The following is an 18,515-nucleotide window of genomic DNA, read 5'->3' on the forward strand; positions in this document are numbered from 1 at the left end:
TCAGGCCTCCTTGGCCCGGTCGGTGCTCTGCGCGTCGGACAGGAGTTGCTCGGCGTACTCCGGTGCCAGCGCGGCCAGTTCGGCCGCGAGCGCCTCGGTCGCGTCGTGCGCGTCCTCGGCCTCCTCCCCCGGTCCGGTCTCCGTGCGGGCCTCCAGTCGCTGCCGGACCGCGTCGGCGAGCGCCGCGGGCGTCGGCTCGGACAGGACGTCGGCCAGCGGCACTTCGACGGAGAAGTACCGGCGGATGTCGGACAGCAGCCGGACGATCAGGAGCGAGTCGCCGCCGTGCTCGAAGATGTCCGCCTCCGGCGACAGGTCCTCGCTGCCGAGCGCTTCCGCGATCAGCCGGGTCACCTGGGAGGTGAGATCGGCGGCGTCCGGGCCGGTGTCCGGCAGGTCCGGGCCGGGTGCCGCGGACCCGTCGGCGGGTCGGCCGATCCGGGGGTCCCGCACCCACTGGTCGAGGCGGTGTCCGATGTCCCAGGTGGACACGGCCACATGGGAGACGTCGCGCAGGGTCAGCAGGCGGCGGACGGCTTCCAGGCCCTCCTCGGGCTGGATCGCCTTGTCGTCCATGCTGCGGCCGATCGCGGACAGGGCCCGCTTCTCGTCCTGGTGGTGCTGCCATACGTCCCAGGCGGCGCTGATCCAGACGGTGCGGTCGAGGTCCCGGTTGGCCCGTTCGGCGGCGGCGTCCATGAAGTGGTTGGCGGCGCCGTAGGCCAGCAGGCGCAGCCCGCCGAGCACGCCGGCCAGCGAGGAGAGCAGCAGGACGAAGTCGACCTGCCGTCCGGCCAGTACCTCCTCCAGGGCGATCTGGCCGTGGGCCTTGGGAACGAAGTGCCACCGGCACTGCTCCAGGCCGGACTCGGTGATCGGGCGGTCCCACCGCTCGCCGGGCAGGCCCGCCGCGTGCACCACCCCGTGCAGGGCGCCGTACCGTTCCTCGACGCGTTCCACCGCCGCCCCCAGCGCCTGGGGGTCGGCGACGTCGGCGTGCACCAGGAACGTGGTGGCCCCGGCGTCCTGGAGGGAGCGCAGGCGGCCGATCCGCAGGACGGTCTCGTCGTCGGGCTCGTGGCTGTCGAGCCACGCGTCCCAGTCCGCGCGGTCCGGCAGCGGGTCGCGGGTCAGCAACGCCAGACGCGCCCCGGTCTCCCGGTGCAGCCAGTGCGCGAGGAGCGAGCCGATCTCACCGAGGCCGCCGGTGATCAGGTAGACGCCCTCGGGCCGGAGCCGCGAGGTGGCCTCGGCGGACCAGTCCGCGCGCACCGGCCGCAGGTCGGCCACCCAGCGCCCGCCGCCGCGCAGCGTCACGGCCAGCTCGGGAGGCCGGGTGCCGGCGAGCTCCGCGGCCAGCGTGCGCAGCGACCGTTCGTCGGGGTCGGCGGGCAGGTCGAAGTGGCGGGCGCCGATGTTGCCGTGCTCCTGGCCGATGACCCGGGCGGCGAGTGCCAGGGTGGCCAGTTCGGCCACGGGTTCGGGTTCGCCGGGGCCGACGGCGTAGGCCCCGGCGCTGACGATGTCGAGCTGGACGGGGTCGGTGACGCCGTGCGCGCTGAGCGCCTTCACCAGGGCGATGAGGCTGTACAGGCCGTGGCGCTGGGCCTGTTCGAAGCGTGCCACGCCCCGGTCCGGTGACAGCGCGGCGGTGGACCAGGCGTGGACCACACGCCCGGGGAGCCGGTTCCCGGCGAGGAGTTCGGCGACCAGCCGGTGGTGGTCCTCCTCGGAGTCGGGTCGCACGGTGAAGGCGTCGCCGTCGCGGGAGTAGCCGCTGCCGGCGGTGACCGTCAGCACTTCACCGGCGAGTGCCTGCGCTGCCAGCCGGGTGGCGACACCGCCGAAGCCGGAACCGGAGCCGGAACCGAAGCCGGAGCCGGAGCCGGAATAGGCGCCCATGCCGTCTCCCGCGTCGGCGCTCGTGTCGGCGCCCGCGTCGGCGCCCGTGTCGGCGAACAGCAGCACCGGCTCGGTGATCGGAGCGGGTTCGGCGTCGAGGGTGCCGACGGCCCGGTGCCACACCGGCGCCGTGAACCACTCGTCCAGCGGCAGCTTGGGCACGGCGGTGGAGCCGGAGGTGTCGCCACCCGTCCCGGAGAAGGTGCCCGTCCCGGAGAGAGCACCCGTGCCGGGCTCGACCCAGTAACGGCTGCCCTCGAAGGGATAGGTGGGCAGCGGGACCTTACGGCGTCCGCGGTCGGCGTAGTAGCCCTGCCAGTCCGGGGTCAGGCCGACCGCCCACAGACGGCCCAGCGCCGCGGTCAGCGCGGTGAGGTCGGCCGCCGGGTCCTTGCCGCGGGCGGCGGAGGTGATCACCGGCATGCCGGTCTCCCGGTCCGGGTGGCGCCGGGCGAAGGTGGCCAGGGTGTGCCCCGGCCCCACTTCGACGAAGACCTGGTCGCCTTGGGTGAGCGCGGCGGCCACGTCGTCGGCGAACCGGACGGGCGCGCGCAGATGGGCACCCCAGTAGGCGGGGTCGGTGGCTTCCTCGTCGCGGATCCAGGTGCCGGTCAGGTTGGACAGGAAGGGGATGCGCGGGCGGCTCAGTTCCACCTCGCGCAGCAGCCGGGTGAGGGGTTCCACCGCCGGTTCCATCATCGCCGAGTGGAAGGCGTGCGAGGTGGCGACCTTGCGGTGGGTGATGCCGTCGGCGGTGAGTTTGGCGGTGAACGCCCGAATTTCGTCGTGACCGCCCGCGACGGTGCACACGGTGGGCTCGTTGACGGCCGCGAGGTCCACCCCGTCGCCCAGGTACGGGGTCAGCTTCTCGGGGCCCGCCATGACGGCCGCCATCACGCCCTCGGGCAGGGCGTCGATGAGCCGCCCTCGCTCGGCGACCACCCGTAGCGCGTCGGGGAGTCGGAACACCCCGGCCAGCGTGGCGGCGACGTACTCGCCGATGCTGTGCCCGACGAGGGCGGCGGGAGCGATCCCCCAGGCCATGTACTGCCGGGCCAGCGCGTACTCCACCGCGAACAGCGCGGGCTGGGTGAGGCGGGTGCGCCTCAGGTCGTACCGCTCGTCCTGCCGGTCGCGCGACGCGGAGTGGAGGGCGTCGCGCAGGTCGAAGCCCAGGGTGGGTTCGAGCAGGTGCGCGCACTCGTCCAAGGTCGCGCGGTAGACGGGCAGTTGCTCGTACCAGCCCCGGCCCATGGCGGGGTACTGCGCGCCCTGGCCGGGGAGCAGGAAGGTGACCGGGCGCGGGGCGGGATGGCCGGAGTCCTGGTAGACGTGCCGGGGTTCGCCGGTGCGCAGGGCGCGGACGGCGGTCGCCCGGTCCGGGGCGGTGACCACGGCCCGGTGGTCGAAGGTGTGCCGGGTGGTGGCCTGGGTGTACGCGGCGTCGTCCAGGTGGATGTCGCCGAGCGGGTTCTCCGGCGCGTCCGGGCCGTCCGGTCCCGGTGCGGTGGCCTCCAGGTGGTCGGCGAGCGCGAGGCGTGCCTTCTCCAGCGCGGCCGGGGACTTGGCGGAGACCGGCAGCAGCACCACGGCCGGGGCCGGGGCGGCACCCGGCGCCTCCGCGGCGGCGGGCGGTGCCTCCTCCAGGACCACATGGGCGGTGGTGCCGCCCATGCCGGTGGAGGTGACGGCGCAGCGCAGGGCCGCGCCGTCGGCCTGCCAGGGTTCGGCGGCGGTGGCCACCCGGAAGCGGGAGCCGTCGGCCGCGCACTCCGGGTTCCACGCGGTGAAGTGCGGCATCGGCACGATCGTGCGGTGGTGCAGCATCAGTACGCACTTGATCAGACCGGCCACCCCGGCGGCGGTGCTCAGGTGCCCGATGTTGGCCTTGACCGATCCCAGGGTGAGCGGCCCGTCGGTGCCGTACGCCTGGCGGGCCGCCGCGAGTTCGATCGGGTCCCCCATCCTCGTACCGGTGCCGTGCGCCTCCAGATAGCTGACGGTGGCGGGGTCGACGCCGGCGACGCCGAGGGCCTCGGCGAGTACCGCGGCCTGGCCGGAGACGCCCGGAGCGGTGTACCCGGCGCGGTCGTTGCCGTCGTTGCCCACGGCCGAGCCGAGCAGCACGGCCCAGACGGTGTCGCCGTCGGCGAGCGCGTCCTCCAGCCGCTTGAGGACGACGACACCGGCGCCGTTGCCGAACACCGTGCCGTCCGCGCCGGCGTCGAAGGGCCGGACCCGGCCGGAGGCGGAGGTGATGCCGTCGGGCTCGTACAGGTAACCGGCCTCCTGCGGGAAGCGCAGGGCGACACCGCCGGCCAGCGCCAGGTCGCACTCCTGCGACAACAGGCTCTGGGCGGCGAGATGGACGGCGACCAGGGAGGTGGAGCAGGCGGTCTGCACGGCGAAGCTGGGGCCGGTCAGTTTGAGGTGGTACGAGGCGCGGGTGGTGAGGTAGTTGGGGTCGTTGCCCATCAGGGTCGCCATGTCCTGCTGCATGCGCTCCAGCGAGCCGTTGAAGCCGCGCTCACCGGTCAGCACGTTGTTCAGCAGGTACGTGCTGTGCAGCGACCCCGCGAAGACGCCGACGCGGCCCGGGTAGACCTCTGAGTCGTGGCCGCTGTGTTCCATGGCGGCCCAGGCGGTCTGCAGGAACAGCCGCAGTTGCGGGTCCATCCGCTCGGCCTCGCGGGAGCTGAGGAAGAAGAAGGACGCGTCGAACCGGTCGGCGTCCTCGACGACCGCGGCCCGGCGCACATGGCGTGTGTCGGCGAGGGTCTGTCCGGAGACCCCTGCGGCCGTCAGCCGCTCCTCGTCGAGGTCGGTGATGTGCTCGGTGCCCGCGAGCAGGTTCTGCCAGTAGTCCTGAGGGGTGCGGGCGCCCGGCAGCCGGCAGTCCATGCCGACGACGGCGATGCGTCCGGCCGGGAAGGGGGCGTCCTGAAGCTCAGCCATGCGTGCCTCCTGGGGCGGTGCGGCGCTGATCGCCGACGGGCGGAGTGGGGTGAGTGGTGGGTTGGGAGGTGGGTTCGGAGTGGGCGGCGGGTCGGCGGACGGGTTCGGAGTGGGCGGCTGCGGTTCGGGCCGCCGCCCGGCGTGGTGTGCGGGCGGTCCGGCGGCGCAGGCCGCGGGCGGCCCCCTGGGCGGCGTCGCCGGTCGGCGGCCCGGTGCGTTCCGCCGTCAGCCGGGTGACCAGGGCGGACAAGGCGCGGATGGTCGGGGCCCGGTAGAGATCGGTCATGCGCAGGGCCGGGGCGAGGGAGCGGGTGAGGCGTTCATGGACGGCCGCCATCCGCAGGGAGGTGCCGCCCAGATCGAAGAAGTTCTCCTCCGGGCCGGGCGCCGGGACACCGAGTACGTCCCGCCAGGCCTCGACGACGGCTGCCTCCACCGGCCCGTGCGCCGCCGGTGCGGGCCGGGCGTGCGAAGGCCCGGTGGCGGTGAGCGGATCGGGCAGGGCCGCGCGGTCGATCTTGTGATTGGCCGTCAACGGCAGTTCACGCAGGGACACATAGGCGGTGGGCACGGCATGATCGGGCAGCGTGCGGCGCAACTCGGTCCGGAGCGCGGCGGGTTCGTGCGCCGTACCGGCCTCGAACACCACGTAGGCGGCGAGTTGACGCTCGCCCATGCCGTCGGTGTACGGGGCCACCACCGCCTCGCGCACCTGCGCGAACTGTTTGAGGGCGGCCTCCACCTCGCCGGTCTCCACCCGGATCCCGGAGACCTTGACCTGCGTCCCCCGGCGCCCGACGAGCAGCAGCGTCCCGTCGTCCAGCCGCCTGGCCAGATCGCCCGTACGGTACGTCCTGCCGTCCGGGGCCGCGCCCGGCGCGAGGTGGTCGCTGACCACGACGATCTCGCCCTCGCCCGGCCCGTCGACCGTGCGGCCGTCGTCGTCGAGCAGCCGGACCTCCGTGTCGGGCACGGCCCGGCCCAGCGGGAACACACCGGTGGGCGGCCGGTAGCCGAGGTCGGCGACGCGCAGCAGGGCGCAGGAGCACTCCGTGGAACCGTAGGCCCCGGCCACCCGGCAGTGCGGCTCGAAGCGGCGCCGGCAGGTGTCGAGGTCGGCGAGGTGGAGGGTGTCGCCGCCGAGGGCGAGCATGCGCATCGCGGGCAACCGCACTCCTCGGGTCTCCATGGCACGCGCCAGGGCCCGGAAGACCGGCAGCGTGGAGTGGTACACGGTGATCCGTTCGTCGGCCAGCCACTCCAACAGGCCGGTGACACCGAGCGCCTTGAGGTCCACCGGGTACAGCGCGGCCCCGTTCAGGAGCGCGGCGAAGGTGTCCTGGACCGCCGAGTCCCAGCTGTACGCGGACTGCAGGGTGAGCCGGTCGCGCGGGCCAACCGCCAGCCCGTCGGTCCAGACGCGGATGTGGTGCAGCACGTTGCGGTGCGTCTGCGTGACGGGCTTGGGGCGGCCGGTGGAGCCCGAGGTGAAGAGGACGTACGCCTCCGACTCCGGGCGCACGGAACTCGCCCCGGGGAGGGGGTCGACCGGCACAGGTCCATCCGGTACCGGCTCGTCCGGTACCGGCTCGTCCGACACGTCCTCGTACCGGGCCAGTTCCTCGTACGCGAGTACCTGGCAGGCCCGCCCGTCGGCGATCGACCGGGCCGCCCCCATGTGCCCGGGGCCCGCGACGAGCGTACGGATGCCCGCGTCGGCCGCCATGCCGGCCAGTCGCGGTGGCGGATACGCGGCGTCCAGCGGGACGTAGGACAGCCCGGCGCGCAGCGCGCCGAGGAGGGCTCCGACCATCTCGGCGCCGTGCGAGAAGAGCAGGCCGACCCGGTCCCCCGGGCGCAGACCGGCGTCGGACAGCGCGCCGCACACCCGGGCGGACAGCTCCGCGGTCCGCCGGTACGTCCAGCGGACGTCCGGAGTGACGACGGCCTCCCGGTGGGGGAACGCGTCGGCGGTCCGCAGGAAGCGGTGGATCAGGGTGCCCGCCCGGTCGGCGTCCGGGAACGGGCGGTGGCCGGTGTCCACGGCGGATACCGGAACGGTGTCGGTCATGTGCGGCTCTCCTCGGCCGGTTCGTAGGCGAAGACCACCGCCGGGTGGGCGGGGCGTCCTCGCAGTTCGGCGTACGCGTCGGCGGCCTGCTCCAGCGGCAGCCGGGGAAGACCCATCCGGTCCGGGCGGATGGCCCCGCCGGCGATCAGGTCCAGGGCCCGTTGCAGGTTCTCGGTGACGGTCGCCTGGCCCTGGGGCGGGGTGACGTCGGTGTAGCCGCGGGCGTAGGCGTAATCGCGGTAACCCGCTCCGCAGCGGGCCGCGTAGCGCAGGTCCAGATTGCCCAGGTCGACGCTGAACTCGACCCGCGCGGCGAACCGTCCCACGCCGACCACCCGTGGCCGGACGGGGGCGCGGGTCGCCCACCGGGCCGCCTCGGCCAGCGTGCCGCTCGCCTCCCCCGTACCGCAGAGGAAGACGCAGCGGGAGCTGCCGGGCGGAGCCGGCGGGCCGGGCGGGAAGGGCGCTTCCCACACCGGCACGCCCAGAGCCCCGGCCGTGCGCAGCCGGCCCGGGTGCAGGTCGGTGACGGTGACCCGGTGCCCGGCGGCAGCGGCGGTCTGGGCGATCAGCAGTCCGACCATGCCCGCGCCGACGACCGCGACCTCGTCCCCGGGCCGCAGTTCGGCGCGGTCGACGGCGTGCACGGCGGTGGCGGCCAGGTTGGCCACGACCGCGTCGGCCAGGTGCACGGAGTCGGGCACCGGCCGGCACAGCCGGTAGGGCACGACGACCACGTCGCCGTGGGTGGCCTCGCCCCAGCCCATCGCGGTCACCCGGTCGCCCACCGTGAAGCCCCGCACGCCGGGGCCGACCGCTTCCACCGTGCCCGCCGAGCAGTAGCCCAGCGGGAAGGTCTCGCCGGTGCCCATCAGCCGTTCCAGATAGTGCAGTTCGGTGCCGGGGCTGATCAGGCTGTATGCCGCGCGGATACGCAACTCGCCGATGCCGACCGGTCCGACGCCGACCTCGACCGGTTCGGGCAGCGCGCCGCGGCCGGCCAGCAGTCGTCGCGACAGGACCACGCGGGTGTCGACGGCGGGGGTCATCGGCTGCTCCCTCGGTCGGCGACGGTCAGCCGCTCCGTCAGCTCCTCCGCGGGCCGCCCGGACTGCCCGCCGGCCGACGGGTCCGCCGACCGGTCCGTCGACGGGCCCGTCGGCGGGTCCTCGCCGGGTACGGCGATCCACCGCTCGTCCGGGACGATCTCCAACTCCTCCCGGTGACCGGGGATCGGGCCGTGCGGTACGGGCCTGCCGGACCGCTCGTACGAGGCGCGGCGGTTGCGTTTGCGCTCCAGGCCGAGGTTCAGCCCGGACAGGTCCGTGGGACTGCCCGTGAAGAAGCCGTGGTCCCGGGCCGCCTCGACCGCGGCGGCACCGGCCCCGGTACGGACGAACACCCGGCCGTGCTTCAGCTCGCGCGCCCCGTCCACACTCGCGGCGAAGATGTTGGGATCGCCGTCGCTGACGCTGACGTCGGCCAGACCCGACAGCCAGTCCCCGCAGGACAGACAGCGGTACGTCTTGTTCTTCGCGAAGTCCCGCACCGCCTTCCAGAACGCCACCCGGTGGTCGCCGCCGTCGCGGGTGCCGATCGCGATCTCGCCGGGGTAGTCGCCCTCGCGGTAGCGGAGCCGCACCACGGAGTCGACCGGGATCAGCGCGCGTTCCTCGATCACGGCCCGGGTGCCCTCGGGCCGGGTACTGGACGAGCAGGCGGGTTCGACCGCGAGCACGACATGGTCGCGGGCCCAGCGCCCTGCCGCGGTGTCCATGGCCTGCAGCTTGCGCAGCGCCTGGATGTGACAGGCGACGCCGACCACCGCCACGTCCGCGTCGGGTTCGGTGAGCATCACGTCCCGGAGCGCGCCCAGATAGGGGGCGAGCTGGTACGTGGACTGCGCGGTCTCCGCCAGCAGGTGCGGCTCCCGGACCAGGGCGGGGGCGGCCCGCCAGGGCTGCTCCGGGTCCCGGCCCATCGTCAGCACGACGTCCGTGCCGAGCACCGCGAGGGCGGTCTGGAGGAGTGCGGTGAGGCTGCCGCCGCTCGCGGACGCCTCGAAGACGACGGGGTCGAGCGCGTGGCCGGCGAGGACCTCGGAGAAGATGCCGGTCCACCTCTCCCGCGGAGTGCGGGTCCGGCCGAACAGCCTCGTCTCGGCGGCCGGGGTGCCCGGGTCGGCGCCAGGGCAGACGTCCAGGCAGTCCCGGCACTCGCCGCAGTCGGTCTCGGTCCACGAGGGTTCGGTGAGCACCGGATCAAGGCCCGAGAAACCCACCACACCTGCCGGGCAGGCGAGTTGGCAGGCTCCGCACACGGTGCACAGGTCGTTCCGCAGAACCGCTTCGGAGAGTTGCTGGAAGGTCATCGCAGGACTCCTCCCGCCCGACCGGCTCCGCCTTCACCGGCATCGACATCCGCATCGGCATCGGCATCGGCGTCGGCGTCGGCGTCGGCGTCGAAGACCGCGGCAGCGAGGCCCTGGAGGAGGAACCCGAGTTCGTCCTCCGTCAGCAGGGCCGGAGGGACGATCTTCACGGTGGCGCCCTCCGGTCCCCCGCCGAACAGCAGCAGCCGGGCCCGTGACGCGGCCTGGACGACGGCCTTGGCGCGCGCCGGGTCGGGTCGGCCGTGCCGTGTGCAGTCGAAGGCCCCCAGGGCCCCGGCGGTGCGCACGGAGGCCATCCACGGGTGGTCGGCGGCCAGTTTGCCCAGCCGGTCGTCGAGCCGTCGCCCCAGGGACCGGGCCCTGGCCGGCACGTCCTGGGTGACCAGGGTGTCGAGGACCGCCGAGGCGGCGGCACAGCACAGCGGGCTGCCGGAGTAGGTCGACGTCTGTACCCCTGGGGGCAGCGCGTCCATGACCCGCCGTTCTCCCAGTACGGCGCTGATCGGGAAGCCGTTGCCCAGTGTCTTGCCGACCAGGGTCAGGTCGGGTGTCTCCGCCATGAGTTCGGCCGTGAACATCCGTCCGGCGCGGCCGAGTCCGGTGTAGATCTCGTCCAGCACCAGCAGGGCGCCCCGGTCGTGCGCGGCCCGGGCGATCCGGTCCAGCAGTTCCGGCGCGACGGTCAGCATCCCCTCGGTGACCTGGATCGGCTCCAGGACGACGGCGGCCACTCCCCCGTGGCGTTCGGCTTCGTCCAGTACGGCGGCCAGGTCCGACAGGAAGCCCGCTGCCCCATCCTCGTAAGGACGCGGACCGTCCTCGTACGGACGCGGACCGTCCTCGTACGGACGCGGACCGCTCTCGTACGGGCGCGAACCGTCCGCGTACGGCCGCCGCGGATCGGGCAGCGCGGCGGTGAAGACCGAGCCGTGCGGCCCGGCGCTGAACTCCTTGAACTCGGGTCGCCAGGTCAGTGCAAGGGCCCCCGCGGTCTTGCCGTGATACGCGTGGCGGAAGCTGACGACGGACCGGTGTCCCGTCGCCGCGCGGGCCACTTTCAGTGCGGCCTCGACGGCTTCCGCGCCGGTCACGGTGGGCAGCACCGCGGGCTCCCGGTACGGGGACAGCGCGCCCAGCCGACGGACCATCCGGACGCGCGGATCGGAGTTCAGCTTGCAGCCGGTGTGGACGAGCCGGGTCAACTGGGCGGCGGCGGCCTCGACGACCGCCGGATGCTGGTGGCCCAGGGTGGCCGCCCCGCTGCCGGAGGTGCCGTCGAACCAGACGGTGCCGTCGTCGGTACGCAGCCAGGGACCGTGGCCGGAGCTGAACGCGGGGCCCGCCGTGGTACCGGTCGAGCGGGCCTCGTACGCCGTGCGTAATCGGTTGGTGTTCATCACAGGGTGACCTCGTGGATCGCGGCGCCGACCGCCCGCAGGACGGCGGTGAAGCCGGGGAAGGACGTGGTGTGGCAGGCGCCGCCGGTGATCGTGGTGCGCCCGGGCAGAGTGGCGGCGAGGGTGGCCGCGGCCATGGCGATGCGGTGGTCCTCGAAACCGGGGACGGTCCCGGCGGACAGCGCGGCGGGGCCGCCCGCCCGTGCCCCGTGCACCGTCAGGGCGTCCGGCTCGACGCAGACGCGGGCGCCGAAGGCGGCGGCCATCCGCGCGGTGGTGACGAGCCGGTCCGTCTCCTTGAACCGCAGTTCTCCGGCGCAGCCGATCCTCGACGTGCCGGGCAGCCGGGCCGCGACCACGGCGAGCAGCGGCACCTCGTCGATCAGGGCGTGCAGTGTCCCGGGGTCGTCGGCCGTCACCGCCCGGACGCCGTCCAGACCGGCCCTGGTGACGACCGTGCCGACGGGTTCGCCGCCGGAGGTGGTGCGCAGGTCCTGGTAGTCGATGGCAGCCCCGGCGCGGCGCAGGACGTCGAAGAAGCCGGTCCTGGTCGGATTCAGGCAGACTCCCGGGATCCGCAGTTCTCCGCCGTCACCCCACAGCAGGTGCGCGGCGACGGGATAGGCCGCCAGCGACGGGTCGCCGGGCACGTCGACGACCGGCGGCACGGAGCAGGGGCCGCCGTCGTAGCCGACCGCGCCCGGGCCCTCGGTCAGCCGGGCACCGAAGGCGGCGAGCATCCGCTCCGTGTGGTCCCGTGAGCGCACGGGGTGGCGCAGTTCGGCCGGTACGCCGGCCGCGACCGCGCCGAGCAGGACCGCCGAACGGGCCTGGGCGCTGCCGACGGCCAGCTCCACCCGCCGGGAGCGGTGCACCCGGCCGCCCACGATCACCGGCAGTCGACCGGGATCGCCCAGGTAGCGGATGTCCGCGCCCAGTTCGTTGAGGGGGGTGACGATCCAGTCCATGGGGCGGTGCCGCAGCACGTCATCCCCGTCCACGACGGCACCCCGTCCGGTGCCCGCGAGCACCCCGATCAGCAGCCGGGCCGCCGCGCTGGAGCCGGCGGTCTCCAGATAGGGGACGCCGTCCGGCCACGACGTGATGCCGTCCGGCCAGTGCGGGATCCCGTGATGGGGGCGAATCGGTTGAGGCACGGGATCGGCGTGGCGCACGGTGAGGACGTCGCCCTCGACGAGGGTGTCCAGGCCGAGCGCCCGCAGGGCCGGGAACAGCGCGCGGACCGCGCCGCCCAGGTTGGCGTTGCGGATCGTGAGGCGGCGCGGCGCGCCGGGCAGCAGGGCGGCCAGCAGGGCGCGGTGGCTGACCGACTTGTCCCCCGGTACGTCGACGGTGGACGCCGGGGCGCGGGTTCTGCCGCCCTCCACGACGAGGTCGGGCGAGATGGTCGCGGGCCTGTCGGGGCCCTTCACTTCCAGCACGGACACACTCCCATGGCGACCGGACAAGATCGGCCGCCGGAATCGAGACGGACGGGGCGGCACCGCTCGGTACGCGGCCGCCCGGCGGCGCGAAGCCGCTGCACGTATAAGGGGATTGATGTACGAGGTTTCCTGCGCGCGGTGTGCGGTGTGCGGTGTTCCGGTGCGCCGGGTGCATGCGCGCTGTGTTCCAGTGCACGGAGATCGAGTGCGCGGACATCGAGTGCGCGGAGATCTAGTGCGCGATGTCCGTGCGGTGCGCGCGCAGCGGCCGAGGCAGTGGCCGCAGCTCGTGCCGCACCCGTGCGGCGGCCAGCCGGCCTGTCGGCCGCCGGTCGGCCGGTCGGCGTCGCTCGGTCAGTGCGTCCAGACGGGCGGTTCGCCGATCTCCAGCACCGTGGCGGTCCAGACGAACCCGACGCCCATGCCGACCAGCAGGACGAGGTCGCCCTCGTGCAGCACACCGGTACGCAGCTGGTGTTCGAGTGCCAGGAACTGGTCGCTGTTGGCGAGGTGGCCGATGCGCCTGCCCCATCGCCAGGCGGTGCGTTCCACCGGCAGCCCCAGCGGTTCGAGGAAGACCCGGTTGAGCATCTCGTGCCCCAGGTTCGACACCATCACCTGGGCGATGGCGTCCAGCTTGGTGCCCGCCTCGGACAGCGCGTGGTCCACCGCGCCGACGACCTGGGCCTCGAAGCGGCGCTGCACCTCGGACGACGAAGTGGTGCGCAGGAAGGCCTTCTTGCCCGGCCCGGCGTCCAGCGGGCCGCGCCGCAGTGTCGCCGACACCAGTGGCACGTCGCCCCGGTGCATCTGTTCCAGCTCGGAGTCGGCCCGTGTCGCGACGCTCAGGACACGGGCGGCGCCCCGGCGGCGGGACATCACGACGGCCGACGCACCATCACCGAAGACCATGCCCTTGTTCGTCCGCCATCGGTCGAACTCGCCGTCGAACCGGTCCGCGCAGGTGATCAGCACGGCCGAGTCCGCGTGCCGCCCCATGTGGTTCCTGGCCAGGTCGAGCGCGAACAGGCCGCCGTTGCAGCCCTGTCGGATCTCCAGCGCCGGGGCGCCGACCCCGACGGCGTACCGCTCCACGTACGACGCCGCGGCCCATGCCTCCGGGCCCTGGCGGTACGCGGTGGCGTGCAGCAGGAGGCCGACGTCCTGCGGGCCGTGCCCCGAGCGCAGCAGTGCCTGCCGGCCCGCTCTGACAGCCATCTCGGCCGGTGAGAGCAGCGCCTCCACGGCCACTGTCTCTATGCGGTCCTTGCGGTTCCAGACCTGTTCGTAGCGGCCGTCCGCGACCGCTTCCGTCACCGTGGCCCGGTCGGCGGGCACGTAGCCGCCGATCCCGGAGAGGTAGACGTCGTCCACTGTTCACGACCCCCCGTTGGTCGTCATAGATACCGGTCGTCACTGGTCGAACAGGTCGGGCTCCTCGCGCAGGACCTGGTCGCGCAGCGGCTGGAAGTTGATCCAGCCCATGTCGTCGTTGCCGAGCTGGTCCCGTGCCGCGCGGGCGGTCCCGTGGTCGATGGGGACCACCGGGCCGGCGGCCTTGGCCAGCAGCTGCGCCTGGCAGGAACGCTCCATCGTGATGAACCACCAGGCCGCGGCCTCGACGGAGCGCCCGACGGTGAGCAGCCCGTGGTTGCGCAGGATCACGGCCTTGTGGCCACCGAGGACGGCGGCGATGCGCTTGCCCTCCTCCAGGTCGGTCACCACGCCGTTGTAGTCGTCGTAGAGGCCGTGGTCCTCGTAGAAGGCGCAGGCGTCCTGGGTCAGCGGCTCCAGCAGCGCGCCCATGGAGGACAGCGCCCTGCCGTGGAGGGAGTGGCTGTGCGCGGCGGACACGATCTCGGGGCGGGCGCCGTGGATCCGCGAGTGGATGGCGAACGCCGACTCGTTGACGTAGTACCGGCCCTCGACCACCGCGCCCTGGCCGTCGACGAGGACCAGGTCGTCCCTGCGGATGTGCTGGAACGAGACCCCGTAGGGGTTGGCCCAGAAAAAGTCCGTGTGCTCAGGATCGCGGGCGGTGATGTGCCCTGCGGTTCCTTCTTCGAATCCGAACCTGCCGAAGAGTCGGAATGCCACCAGAAGGCTCTCCTGACGGTGCTTCCGCTCTTCCTTCACGTCCTCGTAGGACCGCGGCCAACGAAAGAACAACTGATCTTTCGGTATTGGCTTGAGATCATGAAGACTCATGCGTCGACTCCACCCCCGTGGATTTTGACTGAGCCGATTAACGCGTATACCAGGCATCACCTAGATCGCATTGGAGGCTACCCCAGAGTTGCCGAGCCGTGTCAATCCCGTTCTTGCAAAGAGCAATTTTGCGATCGCCCCAATATCATTCCGAACAATGGCCGGATCGCGCCGCCGGAATGATTTCCTCAGCTCGGACAAAACCACCACGAGATATCACCCGTGGCGTGGAACCACAGACTCCTCGATGAAATTTCAACATTAGTTTTGTCAGCTTTTGTCCAGAAAGATGCGATATACCTTCATAGATGATCAGTTGACGGTCCTGAAAGTGGTGGCTGATTCTGCCGCCTGCTTCTTACAGTCGGCATATGCACGCTGCGGTTACTGACTCTGTTCACTCCTTGTGCGACGACTACGTCACCCGCCACGCGGACCTGGACCCGGTCGCCGCCACCGTCCGGGGCATCCCCGGCCAGGAGAGCCGGCTCACCGACTACTCGCCCGAGGGCCACCGGGCCCGCGCCGGCCTGAACGCCGCGGCGCTGCGCGCCGTGGCGGCCGCCCGGCCGCGGGACGCCACCGAGGCCACCGCCCGGACGGTCTTCACCGAACGCGTGGGCATGGAGAGGGAGATCCACGAGGCCGGGCTCGACGGCGCCGCGCTCAACGTCATCGAGAGCCCGATGCAGCTCCTGCGCTCGGTCTTCGACCTCATGCCCACCCGCACCCCGGCCGACTGGGCGGTCATCGCGTCCCGGCTGGCCCGATTACCGCAGGCCGTGACAGGCCTTCAGGAAGGCCTGCGACACGCCGCCTCCCACGGCACGGTGGCGGCACTGCGCCAGGTCACGGGGTGTGCCGAGCAGTGCGACAGCTGGGCTGCGGGGTACTTCCCCGCACTGACCGCCGACGCCGACGTGCCGGCCGCGCTCCGCGCCGACCTGGACGCGGGCGCGCGGGCGGCCTCCGAGGCCTACTCCGCACTGGGCCGCTTCCTGCGCGACGAACTGGCCCCGGCCGCGCCGGTCCGGGACGCCGTCGGCGCCGACACCTACCGGCTGTGGCTCCGCTACTTCACCGGTGCCGCCCTGGACCCGGTCGAGGTCCACGCCTGGGGCTGGCAGGAGTTCCTCGCCATCGAGGCCGAACTGCGGCAGGTGGCCGACCGGATCGCGCCAGGCGCCGGACCGCGCGGGGCGGCCGCCGCGCTGAATGCGGATCCGGCCTACCGGGTGGAAGGGGCGGAGGCCTTCCGGCGCTGGGCACAGGATCTCTGCGACACGGCGTCGGCAGAGCTGCGCGGGTCGCGTTTCGACATCCCCGCGCCGCTGGCGACACTGGAGTGCCGGATCGCGCCGGCGGGCGGCGGCACGTACTACACCGGCCCCTCGGACGACCTCTCCCGGCCGGGCCGGGTGTGGTGGTCGCTGCCCGCGGGCCGGACCCACCACCCGACCTGGCGCAAGGTCACCACCGTGTATCACGAGGGCGTCCCCGGCCATCACCTGCAGGTCGGCACCGCCGTGCTCCAGGCCGGCCGGCTCAACCGTTTCCAGCGCCTGCTGTGCCATGTCTCGGCCCACAGCGAGGGCTGGGCCCTGTACGCGGAGCGGCTGATGAGGGAACTGGGCCACCTCAAGGACGACGCCGCCCTCATGGGCATGCTGGACGCGCAACTGTTCCGCGCGGCACGGGTGGTCATCGACACCGGCATGCACCTCGAACTGCCCGTTCCGGCCGGCGTCGGCTTCCACGAGGGGGAACGCTGGACGCCCGAGCTGGGCCGGGACTTCCTGCTGACCCGCACGCTCATCGATCCGGGCGGTGTGGACGAGGAGATCGACCGTTACCTGGGCTGGCCGGGCCAGGCCCCCTCGTACAAGCTCGGCGAGCGGGTGTGGCGCGCCGCCCGCGACGAGGCCCGCCGCCGCCACGGTGCGGGGTTCGACGCCAGGGCGTTCCACACGCGCGCGCTGGGGCTGGGCGCCATGGGTCTGGACACGCTGCGCGAAAGTCTGGCGGCCCTGTGAACGACCATTCCGTTTGAGGCTCCTCGCCCACGCAGGACAGCGGCGGAGTATCCGAACATCGCGCAGGCCATGCGGTCGATCCACGAAAGGGGCAGCATATGCATTTCTCGCGGAACTGTATTGCGGCCCCGTTCCGGAGAGAAAATCCGCGGCTCCACCAATCCGGCGCCGACCCGGTGTCGAATAACGGGAGACACTGCCACCCGCTCATATCTGTTCTCCGCAGGTCTCTTCAGGACTCTTAAGATCCCTTCAGGCGCGCAACCGCCGCTTCACCGGCATGCGGCTGCCCCGAAAGAATCCAGGAATTGGCGGTACGGGCACCATGCTCGATTTCCTCGCGCAGGACATCCTCGCGCACGACCGGCGCACCCCGGACGCCCCGGCGCTGCTGTGGAACGGCACCACGCTCACCTACGGCGAGCTGGCCGCGCTCGCGGACACGGCCGCCGTCCGGCTGGCCGGGCCGGACCTCCACGGGGACGCCCCCCTGGCGGTCCGCGCGGTGAAGTCCCCCGCGTCGATCGCCCTGGTGCTGGCGTGTCTGCTCGCCCGGCGGACCGTGCTGCTGCTCTCCCCCGACCTGGGCCGGCTGGCCGCGGCCCGGCTGGCGGAGCGGGCGGGCTGCGTCGGCCTTCTGGTGCCGGGCCCGGACGCAGAGGCCTCGTTCGAACCGGTCCCGGTGCCCGCCCGGCCGGCGCCGGCCGGCTCCGCCCTGCTGCTCACCACCTCGGGCTCGACGAAACTGCCGAAGACCGTCCGGCTGAGCCACACCGCGCTGGACCGGTTCACCCGCTGGGCCGGGAGCGCCTTCCCGCTCGGCACCGGCCACCGTGTGCTCAGCTACGCCCCGCTGAACTTCGACCTCAGCCTGTTCGACGTCTGGGCGACCCTGCGGCACGGCGGCTGTGTGATCCCGGTGGACCCCGGCCGGGCCGCCGACCCGCGCCACCTGACGGGGCTGCTCAGGGAGACCCGACCCGAGGTCGTCCAGGCGGTGCCGATGCTGTTCCGGCTGCTGGCCGGGGCCGGGCCGGACGCGGAGCCCTTCACCTCGGTCCGCCATGTGCTGCTCACCGGCGAGCACTCCCCGCGATCCCTGCGCGGCCGGCTCGCCCGGCTCTTTCCCCGGGCCGAGTTCCACAACGTGTACGGCTGCACGGAGACCAACGACAGCCTGCTGTACTCCTGCGGCGCGCGGGAGGCGGCCGACCTGGAGACGCTGCCGCTGGGCGGTCCGCTGCCGGGCGCCCGTGTCCGGCTGGTGAGCGACGGCCGGGAACTGGACGGGCCGGGCATCGGCGAACTGTTCGTGCACACCCCGTTCCAGGCGGACGGGTACCTGGGCGCGGAGGACGGCGACGACCGGTTCGTACGCCCCGCTCCGGGCACCTCGGAGCCGGTCTGGTTCCGGACCGGCGATCTGGTCCGGCGCGACGGCGAGGGCCGGTTGACCCTGGTCGGACGCGACGACTTCCAGGTGAAGGTGGGCGGCGTCCGGGTCAGCCCGGAGGCGGTGGAGCAGGTGGCGCAGAGCCACCCCGAGGTCATGGAGGCCGCGGTGGTCGCGCTCGCGGCGCCCGGCCCCGACGCCCGGCTGCACGCCCTGGTACGGGTGGCCCCCGACTGCGCGGTCACCGGTCTGCAACTGCTCACGCACTGCTCCGCCTGGCTGCCCCGGGCGGCCGTCCCCACCGTCCATCTCACCCGCGAACCACTGCCCACCGGCATCACCGGCAAGGTCGACCGCGCCCGGGTGCGGTCCGTCCTGGCGGCCAGGCAGCACGCCCGGCCGAACCGACCCACTCAACCGGAGTCCTCAGCATGAGCCTGCGGCACGAGATCACGCATCACATCGTCGCCACCTACCTGCCCGACACCTCCGCCGCGGACCTGGAGCCGTCGCTGGACCTGTTCGACACGGGGGTGGTCAACAGCCTCCAACTGCTGGAGCTCATCGGCTGGCTGCGGGAGCGCTACCGCCTCCCGGTCGAGGACCTGGACCTGTCGCTCCGGTCCTTCCGGTCGGTGGCGGCCATCCAGGACCTCATCGAGACGAACACGCCCACGGGCGCCGGTGGCGCCACCGGCGGAAAGACGCACTAGGGGAAA

General features: G+C 73.1%; 11 protein-coding genes. 3 read left to right on the forward strand and 8 right to left on the reverse strand.

Annotated elements, in window-relative coordinates:
- From J8N05_RS37580 to J8N05_RS37615, 8 genes are all read right to left on the reverse strand, one after another.
- Positions 1-4,857 carry a type I polyketide synthase gene (locus J8N05_RS37580; RefSeq protein ID WP_210891184.1) on the reverse strand — a complete coding sequence of 1,619 codons (4,857 nt, stop codon included), beginning with the start codon at positions 4,855-4,857 and terminating at the stop codon, positions 1-3.
- Positions 4,850-6,928 (reverse strand): non-ribosomal peptide synthetase, encoded by a 2,079-nt coding sequence (locus tag J8N05_RS37585; protein WP_210891186.1) that lies wholly within the window; start codon positions 6,926-6,928, stop codon positions 4,850-4,852. Before J8N05_RS37585 ends, J8N05_RS37580 begins: the two co-directional genes overlap by 8 nt.
- A complete protein-coding gene (locus tag J8N05_RS37590; RefSeq protein WP_210891188.1) occupies positions 6,925-7,977 on the reverse strand; it encodes a zinc-dependent alcohol dehydrogenase in 1,053 nt (350 codons plus the stop codon). Before J8N05_RS37590 ends, J8N05_RS37585 begins: the two co-directional genes overlap by 4 nt.
- Positions 7,974-9,299 (reverse strand): Coenzyme F420 hydrogenase/dehydrogenase, beta subunit C-terminal domain, encoded by a 1,326-nt coding sequence (locus J8N05_RS37595; protein ID WP_210891189.1) that lies wholly within the window; start codon positions 9,297-9,299, stop codon positions 7,974-7,976. The genes J8N05_RS37590 and J8N05_RS37595 overlap by 4 nt, the downstream gene beginning before the upstream one ends.
- Positions 9,296-10,717 (reverse strand): aspartate aminotransferase family protein, encoded by a 1,422-nt coding sequence (locus J8N05_RS37600; RefSeq protein ID WP_210891191.1) that lies wholly within the window; start codon positions 10,715-10,717, stop codon positions 9,296-9,298. The genes J8N05_RS37595 and J8N05_RS37600 overlap by 4 nt, the downstream gene beginning before the upstream one ends.
- Positions 10,717-12,159, reverse strand: a complete 1,443-nt coding sequence (locus J8N05_RS37605) for a 3-phosphoshikimate 1-carboxyvinyltransferase (RefSeq protein ID WP_210891193.1) — start codon at positions 12,157-12,159, stop codon at positions 10,717-10,719. The genes J8N05_RS37600 and J8N05_RS37605 overlap by 1 nt, the downstream gene beginning before the upstream one ends.
- Positions 12,160-12,516: 357 nt before the next feature.
- Positions 12,517-13,536 (reverse strand): ketoacyl-ACP synthase III family protein, encoded by a 1,020-nt coding sequence (locus J8N05_RS37610; RefSeq protein ID WP_210891195.1) that lies wholly within the window; start codon positions 13,534-13,536, stop codon positions 12,517-12,519.
- Between the two features lie 39 nt (positions 13,537-13,575).
- A complete protein-coding gene (locus tag J8N05_RS37615; RefSeq protein ID WP_210891197.1) occupies positions 13,576-14,370 on the reverse strand; it encodes a class II aldolase/adducin family protein in 795 nt (264 codons plus the stop codon).
- A 404-nt stretch (positions 14,371-14,774) separates the two neighbouring features.
- Between J8N05_RS37615 and J8N05_RS37620 the strand changes: the two genes are divergently transcribed.
- The 3 genes from J8N05_RS37620 to J8N05_RS37630 all read left to right on the forward strand — a co-directional run bounded on the left by J8N05_RS37620 (position 14,775) and on the right by J8N05_RS37630 (position 18,509).
- On the forward strand, positions 14,775-16,403 hold the full coding sequence (locus J8N05_RS37620) for a DUF885 domain-containing protein (protein ID WP_210891199.1): 1,629 nt from the start codon (positions 14,775-14,777) through the stop codon (positions 16,401-16,403).
- Positions 16,404-16,728: 325 nt separating this feature from the next.
- Positions 16,729-18,231 carry an AMP-binding protein gene (locus tag J8N05_RS37625; protein ID WP_210891201.1) on the forward strand — a complete coding sequence of 501 codons (1,503 nt, stop codon included), beginning with the start codon at positions 16,729-16,731 and terminating at the stop codon, positions 18,229-18,231.
- Positions 18,228-18,509 (forward strand): acyl carrier protein, encoded by a 282-nt coding sequence (locus J8N05_RS37630; protein WP_210891203.1) that lies wholly within the window; start codon positions 18,228-18,230, stop codon positions 18,507-18,509. Before J8N05_RS37625 ends, J8N05_RS37630 begins: the two co-directional genes overlap by 4 nt.
- The last annotated feature ends 6 nt before the right edge of the window (positions 18,510-18,515 follow it).

Origin of the sequence: Streptomyces liliiviolaceus, assembly GCF_018070025.1 — a bacterium.
Lineage (GTDB): Bacteria > Actinomycetota > Actinomycetes > Streptomycetales > Streptomycetaceae > Streptomyces > Streptomyces liliiviolaceus.